Below are 18,105 nucleotides of genomic sequence, written 5' to 3' on the forward strand. Positions count from 1 at the left end.
ATTAAGATCGCGAATGGAAATTCGTTCTTCGGATGCTTCATATTCCTTCCATGAATAATCTGGCCCGTATCGACCTGAACCTGCTCGTGACGCTTCACGTGTTGCTGAGCGAAAAACACATCTCGCGCGCCGCCGTCCGGCTGCACCGCAGCCAGCCGGCCGTGAGCCATGCGCTCGCGCGGCTGCGCGAAATCTTCGGCGATCCGTTGCTCGTGCGGCGCGCGGGCCGGCTCGCGCTCACCGCGCGTGCGAACGAACTGGTCGAACCGCTGAACGACGTCCTCGGCCGGCTCGGCGCGCTGATCGAGCCGCCGGCGTTCGATCCGTCCGCGGCCTCACGCGTGTTTCGCATCGCGATGTCCGACTACGGCGCGCGGATCGTGCTGCCGGCGCTGGTGAAGACGCTGCGCGCCGACGCGCCCGGCATCGAGCTGATCGTGTCGCAGGCCACCCGCGAGGCGATGCGGATGCAACTGATGGACGGCGAGGTCGATCTCGCGCTCGGCGTGTTGCCCGCGATGCAGCGCGACCTGCACGCGCAACCGTTGTTCGTCGAATCGTTCGCGTGCGTGGCCGATGCGAGCCGCCTGCCGCGCCGCGGCGAACTCGCGCTCGATGCGTGGCTCGCGCGGCCGCATGCGCTCGTCGCAATGCGCGACGGGATGGACAACGAAGTCGATCGCGCGCTCGCGCGGCTAAGGCGCGAGCGGCGCATCGCGGTGATCCTGCCGTTCTGGGGTGTGGCGAACGACCTGATCGCCGGCACCGACCTCGTGCTGACCGTCGCGCGGCGCAACCTCGACCGTGTGCGCGACGATGCACGCCTGCGCATGTTCGAGCCGCCGTTCCCGATCGATGCCTTCGAGTTCGCGCAGCACTGGCACGAGCGCCGGCACGGCGACGCCGCGCATATCTGGTTGCGGCAGACGATCGCGCGCGTCGCGAGCGGCGGGTAGCCGCGCGGGGTGGCCGGCGGGGCGCATGCAATTTACAGCGTGCCGCGATCTCCGTATCCTGCCGGATGCCGAGGGCGGCGTGCCTGCGCGACCTGCGCAGCACGCACGGCATCCACAACAATCAGGAACGGGACACCTTCCCATGACAATCAGGATCGATCGGGCGGCGCTCGTGCGCAGCGCATGCAACGGCCCGTACGAAGGCGTGACCGACGAAACGGGGCGCGGCGTGATGTACCGATGCAGGACGCAGTCGAAGATCGACGTGTCGTTCTATCGGTCGCGTCCTTGAGGTGAACGGAATGGTATCGGGATCCGGCCGCACCGACGCGCAGCAGATGGAAACGCTGATCGCGAAGGGCGTCGTCTTTACCGTCGTCGGTACGTGCCTGCTGATCGGCGCTGCCTTGTACGCACAGTCGACGCGCGAATTCCTGCGGACGTCGGTCGTCGTGCCGGGGCGCGTCATCAAGCTGAACGCGGGCCCGCATCATCCGGAGATCGCGTTCACGACGCTCGCGGGCGAGCACGTCGAATACCCGCAGGGCGGCGAGGTCAGCGTGGAGGATGGCGCGACGGTCGAGGTGCGCTACGCGCCCGACGCACCCCATATGACGGCGCGGATGAATACGTTCGGGGCAATCTGGGGCGATGCGCTGACAATCGGCGGGATGGGCGTGGTCTTTTTCGTCGGGGGTGTCGGACAGTTGTGGTCGGGCGTGCGCATGTGGCGCAGCGGGCGCAAGCGGAGGTGACCACCCATTGCTCACCGAAACTTGTCGAACCCGGCAAGTAGAACATCATGGAACTCAGATGGCACTGCGGGCCGATCCGGTCGTCACGCACACGATCGCGTGTGCGGCGCCGCAGTACGTTGCCTCGTTACTTCACAGGATCATTCCAGCATGACAATTCGCTTGATGCCGTGGCTCGTCGCGATCGGCGCTGCATTCGCGGGCTTCGCCGCGTACGCGGCCGGCACCGCGCATTCGCTTGACCAGGTGCCCGGGAAGCTCGGTTCGCCCGAAACACGCGCCGCGTACGCGCGCGACATGAGCGGCGCGGAAGTGGACGGTTTCGGTGTGCACCTGCCGCCAGGCTTCACGCGGGAGGGGCTGGCGGCGCAGCTTGCACCGGGCCAGCCGCTTGCGCGTGTCGTGCTGGTCGGCGCGAAACCGTGGCCGCAACGCCCCGGTGCGTTCGTCGCGATCGTGTGCGTGGCACCGACCGACGAGTCTGCGCGCGAGACGCTGCGCTTCCGTGCGCCCACCGATTGCGAAGGCTTCCAGCGCGGCGCCGATGCCGATGACCAGAAAGCACTGGTCTGGCTGGGCGTGTTCGAGCGCGGCCCGGACGGCGTGCCGCGCCTCGTCGCGCGTACCGAACAGCCGCTCGACCAGGCGACAGACTGGAGCAGCACGAATCTCGACAGTCCCGACTACCTCGAACAGGCGACACAGCCGGCTGATCGCGCGTTACGGCCCGAGCGGTGGTCGCGGTTCGATCTCGCGCCGTATGCGCTCCGGGCCGGCGACGCTGCGTTCGGGGTGCGGGCGGGCTGGTCGATCGGCTATTCCGGCGGCGGCGCATCGTTCGAGGCGTTGTACCTGTTCCGGATCGACGGCAAGACGCTGCGCATCGTGTTCGCGCAGCCGATGATGTTCTACCGGGATATCGCCGGTGATTGGCATCGCAACGGCACGCGCGATCACGAGATCACGGAAGGCAGCAATGCGCTCAGTGTGCTGTCGTCCTCGACGGACGGCTTCCACGACTTGCAGTTGCGAGAGCGCGGCGGCAAATGGCGTCAGACGTTTCGCTGGTCTGCTGCCGATGGCGAGTATCAGCCGCGCTGACGCACCGGCCTGTTAGCAGGCCACTACCGGCGGGCTACTACCGGCCCGCCGCCGCAGTCGCGAATTCATCAACGACGGCTTCGATCACCGCCTGCACGCGCGCGGTCTTGTAGAGATCGGCATGGGCGACGAGCCACACGTCGAAATGATTGCACCGCTGCGTCATGAGCCGCACCAGCTCCGGCTCGGTGTCGGCGCGGAAGCACGGCAGCTCCGCAATGCCGAGCCCCGCCAGCGTGGCTTCCACCAGCATCATCGTCGACGACGTCTGGAACATCACGCGGCCGCGCGACGTCGGCTCGCCGCACAGCGCGTCCCACATCGTCGGCACCACCGGCTGCTGATACATCACCAGATCGTGCCCGTCGAACGCGCTGCCCGCGACGGGTTCGCCCCGTTCGGCCAGGTAGCGGCGGGATGCGTAGATGCCCGTTTCGAGATGCCCGAGCCGCCTGACGATCAGGTCCGGAGATTCCGGCCGCAACGTGCGGATCGCGAGATCCGCTTCGCGGCGCGTGAGGTTGGTGATTTGCGCCGACGTCACGCACACGACGTCGATGCCGGCGTGCTTGCGCCGCAAGTTGGCGATCGCGGGCACGACGAAGCGCTTGCCGAGCGTGTCGGTCGTCGCGATGCGCACGGACCCGGCCAGTTGTTCGTCGAGCCCCATCACGCGGCGTTCGATCGTCAGCGATGCGCGCTCCATCGTTTCGGCCGGTTCGAGCAGCGCTTCGCCCGCGGTCGTCAGCACATAGAGGGACGGCGTGCGCAGAAACAGCCGGGCCGATAGCTCTTCCTCGAGCGCGGCGATCCGGCGTCCGACCGTCGCCTGGTCCACATTCAGCTGCGACGCGGCGCCGCGCAGCGTGCCGGTGCGCGCCAGTGCGAGGAAGAAGCGGGCGTTGTCCCAGTTCATGCGAATCGATTGTGTCATCGGGCAGGCGGCGACGCACGGGAAGAGGTGATGCAGATCTGCATCAGGTAGATGCGAAATTATCACTTTTCCGCATCGCGCGCCCGGTCCTAGACTCCCGGCATCTGCATGGAGGTGTCATGTCCGATTGCCATTCCGTTTCCGTCCCCGTTTCCCCCGTCGCGCTCGCGGCATCGAGCCGCGCGACGGCGCGCGAGCAGCGCCTGACGCTGGCGCTCGTCGCCATCGGGATGTTCATGGCGGTGCTCGATTCGACGATCGTCAATGTCGCGCTGCCCGCGATGCGCACGAGCCTCGGCGCGACGGTCGCAGAGCTTGCATGGATCGTCGACGCGTATACGCTCAGCTTCGCCGCGCTGATCCTCGCGGGCGGCGCGCTGTCCGACCGGTTCGGCGCGAAGCACGTATACCTTGCCGGGCTGGCGCTGTTCGTCGGCGCGTCGGCCGCATGCGGTGTCGCGTCGTCGGTGGCCGTCCTCGTGGTCGCGCGCTTCGTGCAGGGCATGGGTGCCGCGCTCTTCCTGCCTGCGTCGCTCGCGATCGTACGCAGCACCTTCGACGTGCCGGCCGAGCGCGCGCGGGCGATCGCGGTGTGGGCCGGCATCGCGTCGGTCGCGGTCGCCGTGGGGCCGGTGCTGGGCGGGATCCTGGTCGACGATTTCGGCTGGCGCAGCGCATTCCTGATCAACGTGCCGACCGGCGCGGTCGCCTTTGCCGGCGCGGCGGCGCTCGTTCGCGCATCGGTCGCGCGGGATGTGCGCCACTTCGACTGGGCCGGCCAGTGCGTCAGTGCGGCGGCGCTCGGCGCACTGTGTTTCGCGGTGATCGAATTGCCGACGCGCGGCGCCGGCGCCACGGAGGTCCGTGCCGCGTTGCTGATCGCCGTGCTCGCCGCCGCCGTGCTGGTCGTCGTGGAGCGGCGCGCCCGCCATCCGATGGTGCCGCTTGCATGGTTTCGCAACCGCGTGTTCGTCGCGATGAACTTGATGGGCAGCCTCGTCTATGTCGGCTACTTCGGGCTGCTGTTCGTGCTGAGTCTGTACCTGCACGGGCGCTTCGGCATGAGCGCGCGGCAGATCGGGCTGACGCTGCTGCCGTTCGCGCTGAGTCTGTCGCTCGGTAATCTGCTGTCGGGAAAACTGCATGGTCACGTTCGTCCGGTCACGCTGATGGCGAACGGCCTCGCGATGGCCGCGCTGGCCATTCCGGCGATCGCGATTGCGCTTGCGCTGCATGCGCCGTGGCCGGTGGTGTGGACGGCGATGGCCGCCTTCGGCACCGGGACCGCGCTGTCGGTCGCGCCGATGATCGCGACGGTGCTCGAACAGGTGCCTGCCGACGCGGCGGGCGTCGCGTCCGGGTTCCTCAACGCGGCGCGGCAGGCCGGCAGCCTGCTCGGCGTGGCCGTCGCAGGCGCCGCGACAATACTGTTGCCGGATCTGACCGATGCGCTGTGGGCGGTCGCGGCGCTCGGGGGTGTCGCCTACGCGATTGCCGCGCTGGCCGCGAGGACGGCAGGCCGTGCGGAAGCCGCGCAGCGGGTCCGTTGACGCTTGACGCGCGCGCGGCATGGTCGTTGCGCAGTGGCCGGCAGGCCGCCGCGCATGCGCATGCGGCGGCGCGGCTGGACGTCGTGCCGAATGTGGAGGACCATTTCCCCGACATGCCGCGGGCGGGCGCGATGGCCGCTCGTTCGCATCGCCCCGAATCCTGCCGAACCCCATCGAGCGGAACATCATGAAATCCGATCAAGACACTGCCGAGCCGATCCTGTTGCGCGACGCGCACGACGGCGTCGTCACGCTGAGGCTGAACCGCCCGCAGCAGTTCAACGCATTGTCCGAGGCGATGCTGGCGAGCCTGCACGATGCGTTCGAGTCGCTGGCTGCCGATCCGCACGTGCGCTGCGTCGTGCTGGCCGCGGAGGGCAAGGCGTTCTGCGCGGGCCACGACCTGCGGCAGATGCGCAGCAAGCCCGAACTCGATTACTACCGCACGCTGTTCGCGCAGTGCAGCCGCGTGATGCTCGCAATGCGCGCGTTACCGGTGCCGGTGATCGCGCGCGTGCACGGCATCGCGACGGCGGCCGGCTGTCAGCTCGTCGCCGCGTGCGACCTCGCGATCGCGGCCGATACCGCGCGCTTCGCGGTATCGGGCATCAACGTCGGACTGTTCTGTTCGACGCCGGCCGTTGCGTTGAGCCGCAACGTCACGGCGAAGCGCGCGTTCGACATGCTCGTGACCGGGCGCTTCGTCGACGCGGCAACGGCCGCCGCGTGGGGCCTCGTCAACGAGGCCGTGCCCGAGGATGCGCTCGATGCGGCCGTTGCGCGCAAGGTCGCGGAGATCGTCGCGAAGAGCCCGGCCGCGGTGCGGTACGGCAAGCAGATGTTCTATCGCCAGCGCGAGTTGCCGCTCGACGAAGCCTATGCGTATGCGGGCGACGTGATGGCGCGCAACATGATGGAGGAGGATGCGGGTGAAGGCATCGACGCGTTCCTCGAGAAGCGCAAGCCGACATGGCGTTCGTAGTGCTTCACCTGCGGAGCGTGGCGAGCGAAGCGGAAGGGCCGTCACCCAGGCCTTTCGCTCACACTGAAATGCAAACGGGCCGCCCGAAGGCGACCCGCAACCGAAGCGCACGTCAGGCGACGCAACAGCGTGTGCGTCGCCGCCTCTCCGCCGGTCAGCGCCCGTAGCTCCCGGTCCGCAGCGTCGGCTGTTCGCTCGACGCACCCGGCGGCACGATCACGACCGGCACGCGGCGCGCGAGCGCGCACATCAGCTCGTAGCCGATCGTGCCGCTCGCTTCCGCCACGTCATCCACCTTTACCTGGTCGCCCCACAGCTCGACACTCGACCCGATGCCCGCGTTCGGGCACGGCGTGAGATCGACGGTCAGCATGTCCATCGACACGCGGCCGACGACACGCGTCATCACGCCGTCCACCGCGATCGGCGTGCCGGTCGGTGCGTGGCGCGGATAGCCGTCCGCATAGCCGCACGCGACGACGCCGATCCGCATCGGCCGGTCGGCCGTGAAGCGGCGGCCGTAGCCGACGGTCTCTTCCGGCGACAGCGTCTGCACGCCGATGATCTTGCTCGTCAGCGTCATCGCGGCCATCAGCGGCGTATCGGCGATATCCCGCGCCGCTCCCGTCGGCGATGCACCGTACAGGATCGTGCCGGGCCGCACCCAGTCGCGGTGCGCGCGCGGATGCCACAGCACGGCGGCCGAATTCGACGTCGAGCGCTCGCCCGGAATCCCCGCGGTAGTCGCATCGAACTGGTCGAGCTGCCAGTCCACTTCGCCTTCGTCGGCGTTCGCGAAATGCATCATCAGCGTGATCTTGCCGATCGACGGCGCGCTTGCCGCACGTTCCCACGCGGCACGGAAAACGGCGGGGCGGTAGCCGAGCCGGTTCATCCCGGAGTTCATCTTGAGCTGGATGTCGATCGGCTGCTGCGGCTTTGCGGCGATCAGCAGGTCGAGCTGCTCGTCGCAGTGCACGGCCACCGTCAGGCGGTGGCGATCGGCCAGCTCGACGTCGGCCGGCTCGAAGATCCCTTCGAGCAGCAGCACGGGCTTGTCCCAGCCGAGTTCGCGCACGCGCACGGCTTCGTCGAGATCGAGCAGCGCGATGCCGTCGGCGGCCGCGAGCCCCGGGTAGATCCGCTCGATGCCGTGGCCGTACGCATCGGCCTTGACCACGCCCCACACGCGCGATTGCGCGGCGGTGCGGCGGATGAAGTCGAGGTTGTGGCGGACGGCGTCAGGGCGGATATGGGCGACGATGGGACGGGGCATGGCGATGTCTCGGATCGGATGTCGTTCGGCGCGCGCGACGGCGCGGGTTCGGCGGCCTGGCGCGACAACGCGCCGGGCCAGTGTTGAACGCTATCTTATTGGTGTTCGACCAGTTTTAATTAACGTTTTTATCGATGATTTGGTGGAAGTTTTGGTGTCGAACCCAGTGCGTCGCGGCTGTCGACGGGCCGCGTCGCCGAGTCTCCCGTCTAGAAAACCGGTGCGCGAACAGCGCGACGCAATGCTAAGCTCTCGGCGATCTTGTCATTGCTCAATGTAATCATAAAGGAGGAGACTTTTGATGACGACGTCCCAGCTGTGCCTGTTCATCGTGGCGCTGTTGCCGTTCCCGATGACGTTTCTCGCGAAGGCCTGCAAGGGCTACGACAACCGCACACCGCGCGACTACCTGGCGAAGCTGGAAGGCTGGCGCGCCCGCGCGCAGGCCGCGCACCAGAACGCATGGGAGGCGCTCGCGCTGTTCACGGCCGCGCTGGTGGTGGCATGGCACAACGGCGCGAACGTGCATCGCGTCGACCAGCTGGCGATGGCGTTCGTCGCGATCCGCATCGTCTACACGCTGATGTACCTGCTGAACTGGGCGTCGCTGCGTTCGCTCGTGTGGTTCGGCGGGATGGCATGCGTGGTGGCGTTGTTCTTCGCTGCGCCGTAAGCGGCGCATGCGGGCGAGGCCGGTGCGTTACTTGCCGGTCGCGCCGCCCGTGCCGCGCACGAGACTGTCGTTGGATGCGGGCGCAACGATCGGGCTCGCGATCGGCGTTGCGTCCGCGTCCGCTTCGGCTTCGCGGCGCAGGAACGCGATCAATGGATCGAGCAGCCGGTGCCGCGTCGACGGGTTGCGGCGCAGCACGAAGCGCCACGACGCGGCGCGTGCGAGGCCCGGCCTCAGCGGCACGAGGCGCCCGCTGCGCAGCTCGGGCTCGATCAGCGGCGCGCGGCCGAGCGCGATGCCCGCGCCGCCGACCGCCGCGCCGATCACCTGGCTGAAACTGCTGTAGCGGACGATCTTCGTCTCGAAGTCGCCCGGCAGGCCGAACTCCGTGGACCAGTTGCGCCAGTCGATCTCGGGGCTGTGTTCGTGCATCTCCTGAAGCAGCCGGGAGCGGCACACGTTCACCGAGGCATACGGATGCAGTTCGGGGCTGCATACCGGGAACACCGTTTCCTGCAGCAGGATGTCGTCGTCGGCCTGCAGCCGGTGCGCGGGCACGTGCACGATCGCCAGATCGACGCCGCTGCGCGCGAAATCCGGTTCGTCGTCGAGCACGACGGCATGCAGCGGCGTGTCGGGATGAAGCGACGAGAATTCCGCGAGGCGGCGTGCGAGCCACATCGCCGAAAACGGCGCGTTGGCGGATACGGTGAGCCGTTGCGCGGTGCCGCGAATCTCGGCACAGGCGTCGGTCAGCCGCGACAGCGCATCGCTGACAGCCGGCAGCAGGCGGGCGCCGGCCGGCGTGAGGCTGATGCCGCCGAGCCCCGTGCTGCGTTCGAGCAGCCGCGCGCCGAGCGATTCCTCGAGCGCGCGAATCTGGTGACTGACGGCGCTCGTCGACACGTTCAGCTCCGCCGCCGCGCGCGCGAACCCGCCGAGGCGGACGGCCGCCTCGAAAGCTCGCAATGCGCTGAGGGGAGGGAGGTGCGACATGCGGGGTATTGTAGTTGACTCAACACCCGTTGAAAAATCATCTTTTGCCGCGCACGGGCCGCGCGGGTAGCCTCGATCCGGTCAAGAAAAAACATCATCGGACACGACCGGAGGGCTTCATGTATTTCGACCGACGACTATGGGCAATGATGGCGGGACTGCGCTGGCGGGTTGCCGCGGCCGTCGCGCTCGGCCTGCTCGCGATGGGTGTCGGAATCCTGCGTTTCGTCTTTCTCGGCCGCGTGCTGGCGGGGGTCTTTTCCGGCGCGCCGGCACGCAGCATCGGCGAAGCCGTCGTTGCAACGGCGGCCTGCGTGCTGCTGCGCGCGTGGCTCGACCATCGCCGCACAGTGCTCGCGCAGCACACGGCCGGGCGCGTGCAGGCCACGTTGCGCGCGCGGCTGTTCGACCGGATCGCCGCGCTCGGCCCCGCGTGGTTCAGCGGCGAACGCACGGGCGGCGTGATGCTGGCCGTCGTCGATGGCGTCGAGCAATTGCAGACCTTTTTCGGCACCTACCTGCCGCAACTCGTGATCGCCGCCTGCGCGCCGGTGATGATCTTCGCGGTGCTCGCGTGGTGGGACGTGCCGACGGCCGCGGTCCTGCTGGTCGCGGCGCTCGTCACGCTCGCGTTGCCGCAGCTCGTGCATCGCGCCGACAAGCGTGCGGCGCTCGCGCGCTCGGCCGCCTTCAAGGCGTTCGGCGAGGAGTTTCTCGACGCGGTGCAAGGCTTGCCGACGCTGAAGGCGTTCGGGCAAAGCACGGCATTCGGCGCGAAGCTGGCCGCGAAGGCGCGCGCACTGTCCGACAGCACGTTCTGGGTGCTCGCGCTCGGCCTGCTGACGCGGCTTTTCACGGATCTCGGCACCGGCCTCGGCGCGGCCGCCGCGATCGCGGTCGGCGCGTGGCGCGTGCGGCACGGCGACATGAGCCTCGAGGCGCTGCTGATCGTGCTGATGGCCGGCAGCGAAATCTTCCGGCCGCTGCGCGACCTGCGTTCCGTGCTGCACCAGGGGATGATCGGCCAGTCGGCGGCGAATGCGATCCACGCGCTGCTCGACGCGGATAGCCATGCACCGGCCGCCGACGCGCCGCGTGTGACGGGACTGCGGCCGGAGATCGCGTTCGACGCCGTCAGCTTCGCGTATCCGGGGCGCCGCGCGGACGCGCATGCGGCACTGAGCTTCTCGGTTCGCGAAGGCGAGACGGTGGCGATCGTCGGGCCGAGCGGCGCGGGCAAGTCGACCATCGTGCGCCTGCTGCTGCGCCAGCACGATGCGCAGGGCGGCGCGATCCGCATCGGTGGCCGCGACGTGCGCACGCTCGATGCCGGCCAGGTGCGCGAGATGATCGCGGTCGTCGCGCAGGATGCGACGCTGTTCGACGGCAGCGTGGCCGACAACCTGCGGCTCGGCCGCCCCGACGCGAGCGATGCGGACATGATCGCCGCCGCGCGTGCCGCCAACGCACACGATTTCATTGCGGCGCTGCCCGACGGCTACGCGACGCGCATCGGCGAACGCGGGCTCATGTTGTCGGGCGGCCAGCGCCAGCGCCTCGCGATTGCCCGCGCGCTGCTGCGCGATGCGCCGATCCTGTTGCTCGACGAGGCGCTGTCGTCGGTCGACGCGGAGAACGAAGCGCTGATCCAGCAGGCGCTCGACCGGCTCACGCGCGGGCGGACCACGCTCGTGCTCGCGCACCGGCTGTCCAGCGTGATCGGCGCCGATCGCATCCTGGTGCTCGACCAGGGGCAGGTGGTCGACGAGGGCACGCACGCGGCGCTGATCGCGCGCGACGGCCCGTATCGCCGGCTGATGGGGCCGCAACTGGAAGCGGTCGCCGAATCGGTCGGTGTGGCGGCGACGGCCGGCGCGACCGCGCGCGCGTCGTCGGGCCCGCAGGTGCGGCCGTTGAACGACGATGCGGCGGAGATCGGCTGGCCGGAAACCCTGCAGACGCTGCTGCGCTTCGTGCGCCCGTGGACGGGCAAGGTCGTGCTGACGGTGCTGTTCGGGATCGGCCGCGTGCTCGCGTTCATCGGCGTCGGCGTGATCAGCGCGCTGGTGGTCGGTGCGGTACCCGGCGGCCACGTGAGCCCGACGCTCGTCACCGCGCTGCTCGTGATCGCGCCGGTAGCGGCCGTGCTGCACTGGCTCGAATCGTGGCTCGCGCACGACATGGCGTACCGGCTGCTCGCGGAAATGCGCATCGCGCTGTTCGCGACGCTCGAACGCCTCGCGCCGGCCGGGCTGCTGCGCCGTCGTTCCGGCGATCTCGTGTCGCTCGCGACGCAGGACGTCGAGACCGTCGAATATTTCTATGCGCACACGCTGGCGCCCGCGTTCGTCGCGGTGCTCGTGCCGGCTGCCGTGCTGGTGCTGCTCGCGTCGGTTGCCTGGCCGCTCGCGCTCGTGCTGCTGCCGTTCCTGCTGTGGGCCGGGCTCGCGCCGGTGCTGGCGCGGCGCGACGTCGACCGGCTCGGCACCGGCGCGCGCGAAGCGCTCGGCCAGCTCGGCGCGCACCTGACCGAAACGATCCAGGGGCTCGCGGAGCTGACCGCGTTCCAGGCCGTTGCGCGCCGGCGCGCGGCGTTCGTGGCCGAAGTCGACGCGTACCGCAAGCAACGCGCAAAGCTGCTCGACGATCTGTCGGCGCAAAGTGCCGCGCTGGAAATCGCGAGCGGGCTCGGCGGGCTGGTCGTCGCGGCGCTCGGTGCGCTGCTGTGCGCACGCGGCTGGTTTCCGCGCGAGTCGTTGCCGCTGCTGGTGCTGGTGGCGGTGGCCGCGTTCATGCCGGTGGCCGAAATCGGGCAGGTCGCGCGCCAGCTCGCCGACACGATTGCATCGACGCGACGCTTGCGTGCGCTGGAGAAGGAGCCGGTGCCGGTGACGGACGGCACGCAAGCGATGCCTGCCGATCCGGCGGTGCGTTTCGAGGCCGCGTCCTTCACGTATCCGGGCCGCAGCGTGCCCGCGATCGACCGCGTGAGCTTCGAGGTGCCGCCCGGCAGCACGGTCGCGCTGGTCGGTGCGTCGGGCGCCGGCAAGTCGACGGTCGCGAGCCTGCTGCTGCGCTTCTGGGATCCGCAGCAGGGCCGCGTGACGCTCGGCGGCGTCGACCTGCGCGACCTGCGGCTCGACGACCTGCGGCAGCACATCGCGCTGGTCGCGCAGGATACCTACCTGTTCAACGACACGCTCGAAGCGAACATCCGGCTCGCCGCGGGCGATGCGTCCGACGCGGACGTGCAGCGCGCGATCGACCATGCGGCGCTCGGCGACTTCGTCGCGCGGCTGCCGGACGGGCTCGCGACGCGCGTCGGCGAGCGCGGCGTGCAGCTGTCGGGCGGCCAGCGCCAGCGTGTCGCGATTGCACGCGCGTTCCTCAAGGATGCGCCGGTGCTGATCCTCGACGAAGCGACGTCCCATCTGGACACGATCAGCGAGCAGCAGATCCGCGCGGCGCTGGAAGACCTGATGACGCAGCGCACGTCGATCATCATCGCGCACCGGCTGTCGACCGTGCGCAATGCCGACCTGATTCTCGTGATGGAGCACGGCGGCGTGATCGAGGCCGGACGGCATGCGGACCTGATGGCGCGGCAGGGCGCGTATGCGCGGCTCGTGTCGCATCAGGCGAGCGGGGTGGCGGCGTAAGCGACGCTGCATCGGAGGCGCGCGGCCGGCTGGGCCGCGCGCATTCCGCAACATGCGTTGAACCGCGCCGGCGATTGCCGGCGTCGCGGGGGCAGCCACACCGGCACGGCACGACGCCGCGCCGAAGCGCCGACGATCCGCGCCGACAAACGCGCCGACAAATGCGCCGACAAATGCGCCGACAAATGCGCGGCGGCGGCAGTTGTCCGGCCAGTCGCGCCGTCATGCTCCTCTCGCGCGTGATGTGCCGTTGACGGCAAACCCTCCCGGCCAGTCCCCAGTCACTGCCAACTGCCCATCAGACGCCGCCGTCGGCCGGCGCAGCACGATCCAGCCCGGCCGCTTCGCCCCCGAGCCGCTTTCCCTTTCCTCCGATTTATCCGCCCCGCGCGCCGCGGGTTTGTCTCGATGCATTTATCCGTTGCGGACTTTTTTGTTGTCGTAGTATCGCCATTGACAACACTTGTTGCACTAAGGTCTAATTCGACATCGCATGTTGCGGTGCGGCTTGATGTCGTCGTTCCGCCGGCCGGCTGGCCGGTCACATCGCTCAATCATGCGGAGAGAAACCATGAGTCGCCGTTCCTTCCTGAAAGCCGTCGCGGTCGTTGCCGCGCTCGGCGCCAGCCTCGCGCACGCGGATACCAAGACGCTCGTCGTCGGGACCGACACGTCGTTCATGCCGTTCGAGTTCAAGCAGGGCGACAAGTACGTCGGCTTCGATCTCGACCTGTGGGCGGAGATCGCGAAGGACCAGGGCTGGAAATACACGATCCAGCCGATGGATTTCGCGGGCCTGATCCCGGCGCTGCAGACGCAGAACATCGACGTCGCGCTGTCGGGCATGACGATCAAGGAGGAGCGGAAGAAGGCGATCGACTTCTCCGCGCCGTACTACGACAGCGGCCTCGCGGCGATGGTGCAGACCGGCAACACGACGATCAAGTCGATCGACGACCTGAACGGCAAGGTGATCGCCGCGAAAACGGGCACCGCGACGATCGACTGGATCAAGGCGCACCTGAAGCCGAAGGAGATCCGCCAGTTCCCGAACATCGACCAGGCCTACCTCGCGCTCGAAGCCGGCCGGGTCGACGCGGCGATGCACGACACGCCGAACGTGCTGTTCTTCGTGAACAACGAAGGCAAGGGCAAGGTGAAGGTCGCGGGCCAGCCGGTCAGCGGCGACAAGTACGGGATCGGCTTCCCGAAGGGCAGCGCGCTGGTGCCGAAGGTCAATGCGTCGCTCGTGAAGATCAAGGCCGACGGCCGCTACGCGCAGATCTACAAGAAGTGGTTCGGCGCCGAGCCGCCGAAGATGTGAGCGTGACCACGCGCCATGGTGCGGCCGAGTGGCCGCGCCGGTCTTGATTCGAACGGGGAGCGACAAGTGAATTTCGATTGGTCGGCGATCTGGGCGGCGTTGCCGGACCTGATGGATGGGGTCCGGTTGACGGTGTTCATCGCATTTTTCGGGCTGGTGGGCGGCTTCATCGTCGGGATGGTCGCGGGCATGTTCCGCGCATACGGACCGAAGGCGATGAACGTGCTCGCGCAGGTTTATATTGAATTGATTCGCGGCACGCCGATCGTCGTGCAGGTGATGTTCCTGTATTTCGCGCTGCCGCTGCTCGCGCATATCCGCATCGACGGCCTGACGGCCGCGATCATCGCGATCACGGTGAATTCCGGCGCGTATCTCGCGGAAGTGGTGCGCGGCGCGCTGCTGTCGATCCCAAAGGGGCTGACGGAAGCGGGGCTCGCGATGGGCTTGTCGATGCCGCGTGTGCTGCTGAAGATCGTCGGGCCGCTCGCGTTCCGGCGGCTGATTCCGCCGCTCGGCAACCAGTGCATCGTGAGCCTGAAGGACACGTCGCTGTTCATCGTGATCGGCGTCGGCGAGCTGACGCGCAAGGGACAGGAGATCATCGCGGGCAATTTCCAGGCGGTCGAGATCTGGAGTGCGGTGGCCGTTATCTACCTGATACTGACCGGCGTGATGACGCTGACGCTGCGGCTCGTCGAGAAGAGGATGCGTATCCTATGAGCATGATCGAATTCCAGAACGTGTCGAAGAGCTTCGGCCACGTGCCGGTGCTGAAGAACATCGACCTGAAGATCGACGCGGGCGAGGTGGTCGTCGTGGTCGGCCCGTCGGGCTCGGGCAAATCGACGATGTTGCGCTGTATCAACGCGCTGGAGAAAATCACCGGCGGCGAGTTGCTGGTCGACGGCCAGAGCGTGCGCGGCAACGCGACGACGATCCGCAACATCCGGCTCGAAGCCGGCATGGTGTTCCAGCAGTTCAACCTGTTCCCGCAAATGACCGCGCTCGAGAACGTGATGTTCGGGCCGATGCAGGTGCGCGGCGCGTCGCGCGCCGACGCGCGCGACCAGGCGATGGCGCTGCTCGACAAGGTCGGCCTCGAATCGCGCGCGAATCATTATCCGTCGGAGCTGTCGGGGGGCCAGCAGCAGCGTGTCGCGATCGCGCGTGCGCTCGCGATCCGGCCGCGGCTGATGCTGTTCGACGAGCCGACGTCGGCGCTCGATCCGGAATTGCGCCACGAAGTGCTGAAAGTGATGCAGGATCTCGCGACCGAAGGCATGACGATGATCGTCGTCACGCACGAGATCGGCTTCGCGAAGCGGGTCGGCACACGCTTGCTGTTCATGGATCAGGGCGGGATTGCCGAGGACGGCCATCCGGTCGACCTGATCGACCGGCCGCCGACGCCACGCCTGAAGGAATTCCTGAAACACGTGTCCTGAACGAAACCGAAATACCGACATGCCGCTTTCCCTTTCCCCTGTCATCGCCGGTGCGCCGTTCGACATCGGCGTGCGCCTCGGCGAGCTCGCCCGCCCCGTGTTCGACGAATACATGCAGCAGAGCAGCGCGTGGCAGGCCGTGCGCCGCTGGCGCGGCCATCCGTTCGTCGCCGCGCTGCGGCAGGCTGCGCTGGCCGCGTATCCGGATCTCGTCGCGGAGCTGGACGGGATCGCGGCGGGTGTCGGCTGGCCGGCCGAGGACATCTTTCTGTGGAACTGCCGCGGCGAGCTGATCCACAACGCGCCGGACGGCTGCACGACGCTTGCCGCGCGTGACGCGGCCGGCACGCGCTGGATCGCGCACAACGAGGACGGCGATCCGTACCTGCGCGAGCGCTGCCTGCTCGTCGACGTGCAACCGGCGGGCAAGCCCGGCTTCATCAGCTTCTATTACCCCGGTTCGCTGCCGGGCCATACCTTTGCCGCGAACCGCGCGGGCATCGCGCAGGCGATCAACAACCTACGGATCCGCACGCCGGCAGCGGGCGTGCCGCGGATGATCCTCGCGCGCGCGGTGCTCGATGCGACGTCGCTCGACGCGGCGGCCGACGTGCTGCGCGGCCATGCGCGCGCGAGCGGCTTTCATCACACGCTGGCCGCGACCGGCGATGCGCGGCTGCTGAGCATCGAGGCGAGCGTCGCGCGCTGTTCGGTGGTCGACGTCGCGCGGCTCACGGGGCATGCGAACCATCTCGTGCACCCGGGCTGCGACGCGGAAGCGCAGATCGTCACGCAATCGTCGGCCGACCGCCAGCGTCGCGTCGATGCGCTCACGCCCGCCATCGACGCGATCGACGAAGCCGCGCTGCTGCGCGTGCTCGGCGATCGCGCGCCGGAAGGGCTGCCGATCTACCGCGACGATCCGGCCGACCCCGACGACGAGAACACGCTGGCCACCGCCGTGTTCGCGATCGGCGCTGCATCGATCGATTTCACCCTTCACCAACACGGCACGCAGCGTTTCGCGACGCGCATCGTGCCGTCCGGACGCGCGCACGACGCGTCCTGATCCATGAGGCAACGCATGACGACCGTTTTCCATCGCGCTCCGCGCGCCACCTTGCCCGTTGCCGTCGCAGGCGACGGTATCGAGATCATCGACTCGACCGGCAAACACTATATCGACGCGTGCGGCGGCGCGGCCGTTTCGTGTCTCGGCCACAGCAACCAGCGCGTGATCGACGCGATCAAGCGGCAGGCGCAGCAACTGGCATACGCCCATACGTCGTTCTTCACGACCGACGTGGCGGAGGAACTGGCCGACCGGCTCGTCGACGCCGCGCCGGCCGGCCTCGAACACGTGTATTTCGTGTCGGGCGGCTCCGAGGCGGTCGAGGCCGCGCTGAAGCTCGCACGTCAGTATTTCGTCGAGAAGGGCGAGCCGCAGCGCCGCCATTTCATCGCGCGACGCCAGAGCTATCACGGCAACACGCTCGGTGCGCTCGCGATCGGCGGCAATGCGTGGCGGCGCGAACCGTTCCTGCCGCTGCTGATCGAGGCGCACCACGTGAGCCCGTGTTATGCGTACCGCGACCAGCAGGCGGGTGAGACCGACGAAGCGTATGCGCAACGCCTGGCGGACGAACTCGAGCAGAAGATCGTCGAACTCGGCGCGGAAAACGTCGCGGCGTTCGTCGCGGAAACGGTGGTGGGCGCAACGGCCGGCGCGGTGCCGCCGGTGCGCACGTATCTGAAGAAGATTCGCGCGGTGTGCGACAAGTACGGCGTGCTGCTGATCCTCGACGAGATCATGTCGGGGATGGGCCGCACGGGCTACCTGTACGCATGCGATGAAGACGGCGTCGCGCCCGACCTGCTGACGATCGCGAAAGGACTCGGCGCGGGCTACCAGCCGATCGGCGCGACGCTCGTCAGCGACCGCATCTACCGGACGATCGTCGACGGCTCGGGTTTCTTCCAGCACGGCCACACGTACCTGGGCCACGCAACCGCATGCGCGGCCGCGCTCGAAGTGCAGCGCGTGATCGCCGAAGAGCAACTGCTCGACAACGTGAAGGCGCGCGGCGAGCAACTGCGCGCGTCGCTGCGCGAGCATTACGGCGCGCATCCGCATATCGGCGACGTGCGCGGCCGCGGGCTGTTCGTCGGCGTCGAGCTCGTGCGCGATCGCGACAGCAAGGCGACGTTCGATCCGGCGCTGAAGCTGCATGCGGCGGTCAAGCGCGAAGCGATGCAGCGCGGCCTGATGGTGTATCCGATGGGCGGGACGATCGACGGCGTTCACGGCGATCACATCCTGGTCGCGCCGCCGTTCATTTGCACCGCGCAGCAGATCGATACGATCGTCGAGCGGCTGTCGGGCGCGATCGGTGCGGCGCTCGCGTCGGCCGGCGCGTGACCGCATTCATCGAACCTAGTCCGGACTTCGCC

The 18,105-nt window shown here is 68.4% G+C and carries 16 protein-coding genes; 13 read left to right on the top strand and 3 right to left on the bottom strand.

Annotation, left to right across the window (positions count from 1 at the left end):
• The first annotated feature begins 50 nt into the window (after nucleotides 1–50).
• The 4 genes from CFB50_RS24015 (at nucleotide 51) to CFB50_RS24025 (ending at nucleotide 2,812) form a co-directional block, all read left to right on the top strand.
• Nucleotides 51–956, top strand: a complete 906-nt coding sequence (locus CFB50_RS24015; protein WP_069251273.1) for a LysR family transcriptional regulator — start codon at nucleotides 51–53, stop codon at nucleotides 954–956.
• Between the two features lie 142 nt (nucleotides 957–1,098).
• Complete coding sequence (locus CFB50_RS39610) at nucleotides 1,099–1,248, top strand: hypothetical protein (protein WP_156814630.1); 150 nt, start codon at nucleotides 1,099–1,101, stop codon at nucleotides 1,246–1,248.
• 10 nt (nucleotides 1,249–1,258) lie between these two features.
• Nucleotides 1,259–1,711, top strand: a complete 453-nt coding sequence (locus CFB50_RS24020) for a DUF3592 domain-containing protein (RefSeq protein WP_069251274.1) — start codon at nucleotides 1,259–1,261, stop codon at nucleotides 1,709–1,711.
• A 150-nt stretch (nucleotides 1,712–1,861) separates the two neighbouring features.
• Nucleotides 1,862–2,812 (top strand): hypothetical protein, encoded by a 951-nt coding sequence (locus tag CFB50_RS24025; RefSeq protein WP_069251275.1) that lies wholly within the window; start codon nucleotides 1,862–1,864, stop codon nucleotides 2,810–2,812.
• Nucleotides 2,813–2,849: 37 nt separating this feature from the next.
• Here CFB50_RS24025 and CFB50_RS24030 read toward each other — a convergent pair whose 3' ends face one another.
• A complete protein-coding gene (locus tag CFB50_RS24030) occupies nucleotides 2,850–3,728 on the bottom strand; it encodes a LysR family transcriptional regulator (RefSeq protein WP_069251276.1) in 879 nt (292 codons plus the stop codon).
• Between the two features lie 137 nt (nucleotides 3,729–3,865).
• On the opposite strand from CFB50_RS24030, the gene CFB50_RS24035 reads away from it, so the two are divergent.
• A complete protein-coding gene (locus CFB50_RS24035) occupies nucleotides 3,866–5,296 on the top strand; it encodes an MFS transporter (protein WP_069251277.1) in 1,431 nt (476 codons plus the stop codon).
• Nucleotides 5,297–5,483: 187 nt separating this feature from the next.
• Nucleotides 5,484–6,278: an enoyl-CoA hydratase gene (locus tag CFB50_RS24040; RefSeq protein WP_069251278.1), complete on the top strand. Its 795-nt coding sequence runs from the start codon at nucleotides 5,484–5,486 to the stop codon at nucleotides 6,276–6,278.
• 154 nt (nucleotides 6,279–6,432) lie between these two features.
• Here CFB50_RS24040 and alr read toward each other — a convergent pair whose 3' ends face one another.
• Entirely contained in the window at nucleotides 6,433–7,554 is a 1,122-nt protein-coding gene (gene alr, locus CFB50_RS24045; RefSeq protein ID WP_069251279.1) for an alanine racemase, read from the bottom strand.
• A gap of 301 nt (nucleotides 7,555–7,855) precedes the next feature.
• On the opposite strand from alr, the gene CFB50_RS24055 reads away from it, so the two are divergent.
• Nucleotides 7,856–8,227, top strand: a complete 372-nt coding sequence (locus CFB50_RS24055; RefSeq protein WP_069251280.1) for an MAPEG family protein — start codon at nucleotides 7,856–7,858, stop codon at nucleotides 8,225–8,227.
• Nucleotides 8,228–8,254: 27 nt separating this feature from the next.
• On the opposite strand, the gene CFB50_RS24060 is transcribed toward CFB50_RS24055, so the two are convergent.
• Nucleotides 8,255–9,223: a LysR family transcriptional regulator gene (locus tag CFB50_RS24060; RefSeq protein ID WP_069251281.1), complete on the bottom strand. Its 969-nt coding sequence runs from the start codon at nucleotides 9,221–9,223 to the stop codon at nucleotides 8,255–8,257.
• 119 nt (nucleotides 9,224–9,342) lie between these two features.
• Here CFB50_RS24060 and CFB50_RS24065 point away from each other — a divergent pair, with 119 nt between their 5' ends.
• From CFB50_RS24065 to CFB50_RS24090, 6 genes are all read left to right on the top strand, one after another.
• Nucleotides 9,343–12,882, top strand: a complete 3,540-nt coding sequence (locus CFB50_RS24065) for an ABC transporter ATP-binding protein/permease (protein WP_089447440.1) — start codon at nucleotides 9,343–9,345, stop codon at nucleotides 12,880–12,882.
• Between the two features lie 571 nt (nucleotides 12,883–13,453).
• Nucleotides 13,454–14,206: a glutamine ABC transporter substrate-binding protein GlnH gene (gene glnH, locus CFB50_RS24070; RefSeq protein WP_069251283.1), complete on the top strand. Its 753-nt coding sequence runs from the start codon at nucleotides 13,454–13,456 to the stop codon at nucleotides 14,204–14,206.
• 15 nt (nucleotides 14,207–14,221) lie between these two features.
• A complete protein-coding gene (glnP, locus tag CFB50_RS24075) occupies nucleotides 14,222–14,929 on the top strand; it encodes a glutamine ABC transporter permease GlnP (protein ID WP_174946568.1) in 708 nt (235 codons plus the stop codon).
• Nucleotides 14,926–15,654 carry a glutamine ABC transporter ATP-binding protein GlnQ gene (gene glnQ, locus CFB50_RS24080; protein ID WP_011547980.1) on the top strand — a complete coding sequence of 243 codons (729 nt, stop codon included), beginning with the start codon at nucleotides 14,926–14,928 and terminating at the stop codon, nucleotides 15,652–15,654. Before glnP ends, glnQ begins: the two co-directional genes overlap by 4 nt.
• A gap of 19 nt (nucleotides 15,655–15,673) precedes the next feature.
• Complete coding sequence (locus tag CFB50_RS24085; protein WP_069251285.1) at nucleotides 15,674–16,723, top strand: C45 family autoproteolytic acyltransferase/hydolase; 1,050 nt, start codon at nucleotides 15,674–15,676, stop codon at nucleotides 16,721–16,723.
• Nucleotides 16,724–16,738: 15 nt separating this feature from the next.
• Nucleotides 16,739–18,073, top strand: coding sequence for an aspartate aminotransferase family protein (locus CFB50_RS24090; RefSeq protein ID WP_069251286.1), 1,335 nt, complete (start codon nucleotides 16,739–16,741; stop codon nucleotides 18,071–18,073).
• Nucleotides 18,074–18,105: the final 32 nt, after the last annotated feature.

The organism is Burkholderia sp. AU33423 (assembly GCF_002223135.1).
Lineage (GTDB): Bacteria > Pseudomonadota > Gammaproteobacteria > Burkholderiales > Burkholderiaceae > Burkholderia > Burkholderia lata_D.

Excerpts from the sequence above, each read along its gene's own strand:
- CFB50_RS24015 (WP_069251273.1), top strand. The coding sequence starts at position 51 with ATGAATAATCTGGCCCGTATCGACCTGAACCTGCTCGTGACGCTTCAC.
- CFB50_RS39610 (WP_156814630.1), top strand. The coding sequence starts at position 1,099 with ATGACAATCAGGATCGATCGGGCGGCGCTCGTGCGCAGCGCATGCAAC.
- CFB50_RS24020 (WP_069251274.1), top strand. The coding sequence starts at position 1,259 with ATGGTATCGGGATCCGGCCGCACCGACGCGCAGCAGATGGAAACGCTG.
- CFB50_RS24025 (WP_069251275.1), top strand. The coding sequence starts at position 1,862 with ATGACAATTCGCTTGATGCCGTGGCTCGTCGCGATCGGCGCTGCATTC.
- CFB50_RS24030 (WP_069251276.1), bottom strand. The coding sequence starts at position 3,728 with ATGAACTGGGACAACGCCCGCTTCTTCCTCGCACTGGCGCGCACCGGC.
- CFB50_RS24035 (WP_069251277.1), top strand. The coding sequence starts at position 3,866 with ATGTCCGATTGCCATTCCGTTTCCGTCCCCGTTTCCCCCGTCGCGCTC.
- CFB50_RS24040 (WP_069251278.1), top strand. The coding sequence starts at position 5,484 with ATGAAATCCGATCAAGACACTGCCGAGCCGATCCTGTTGCGCGACGCG.
- alr (WP_069251279.1), bottom strand. The coding sequence starts at position 7,554 with ATGCCCCGTCCCATCGTCGCCCATATCCGCCCTGACGCCGTCCGCCAC.
- CFB50_RS24055 (WP_069251280.1), top strand. The coding sequence starts at position 7,856 with ATGACGACGTCCCAGCTGTGCCTGTTCATCGTGGCGCTGTTGCCGTTC.
- CFB50_RS24060 (WP_069251281.1), bottom strand. The coding sequence starts at position 9,223 with ATGTCGCACCTCCCTCCCCTCAGCGCATTGCGAGCTTTCGAGGCGGCC.
- CFB50_RS24065 (WP_089447440.1), top strand. The coding sequence starts at position 9,343 with ATGTATTTCGACCGACGACTATGGGCAATGATGGCGGGACTGCGCTGG.
- glnH (WP_069251283.1), top strand. The coding sequence starts at position 13,454 with ATGAGTCGCCGTTCCTTCCTGAAAGCCGTCGCGGTCGTTGCCGCGCTC.
- glnP (WP_174946568.1), top strand. The coding sequence starts at position 14,222 with ATGGTGCGGCCGAGTGGCCGCGCCGGTCTTGATTCGAACGGGGAGCGA.
- glnQ (WP_011547980.1), top strand. The coding sequence starts at position 14,926 with ATGAGCATGATCGAATTCCAGAACGTGTCGAAGAGCTTCGGCCACGTG.
- CFB50_RS24085 (WP_069251285.1), top strand. The coding sequence starts at position 15,674 with ATGCCGCTTTCCCTTTCCCCTGTCATCGCCGGTGCGCCGTTCGACATC.
- CFB50_RS24090 (WP_069251286.1), top strand. The coding sequence starts at position 16,739 with ATGACGACCGTTTTCCATCGCGCTCCGCGCGCCACCTTGCCCGTTGCC.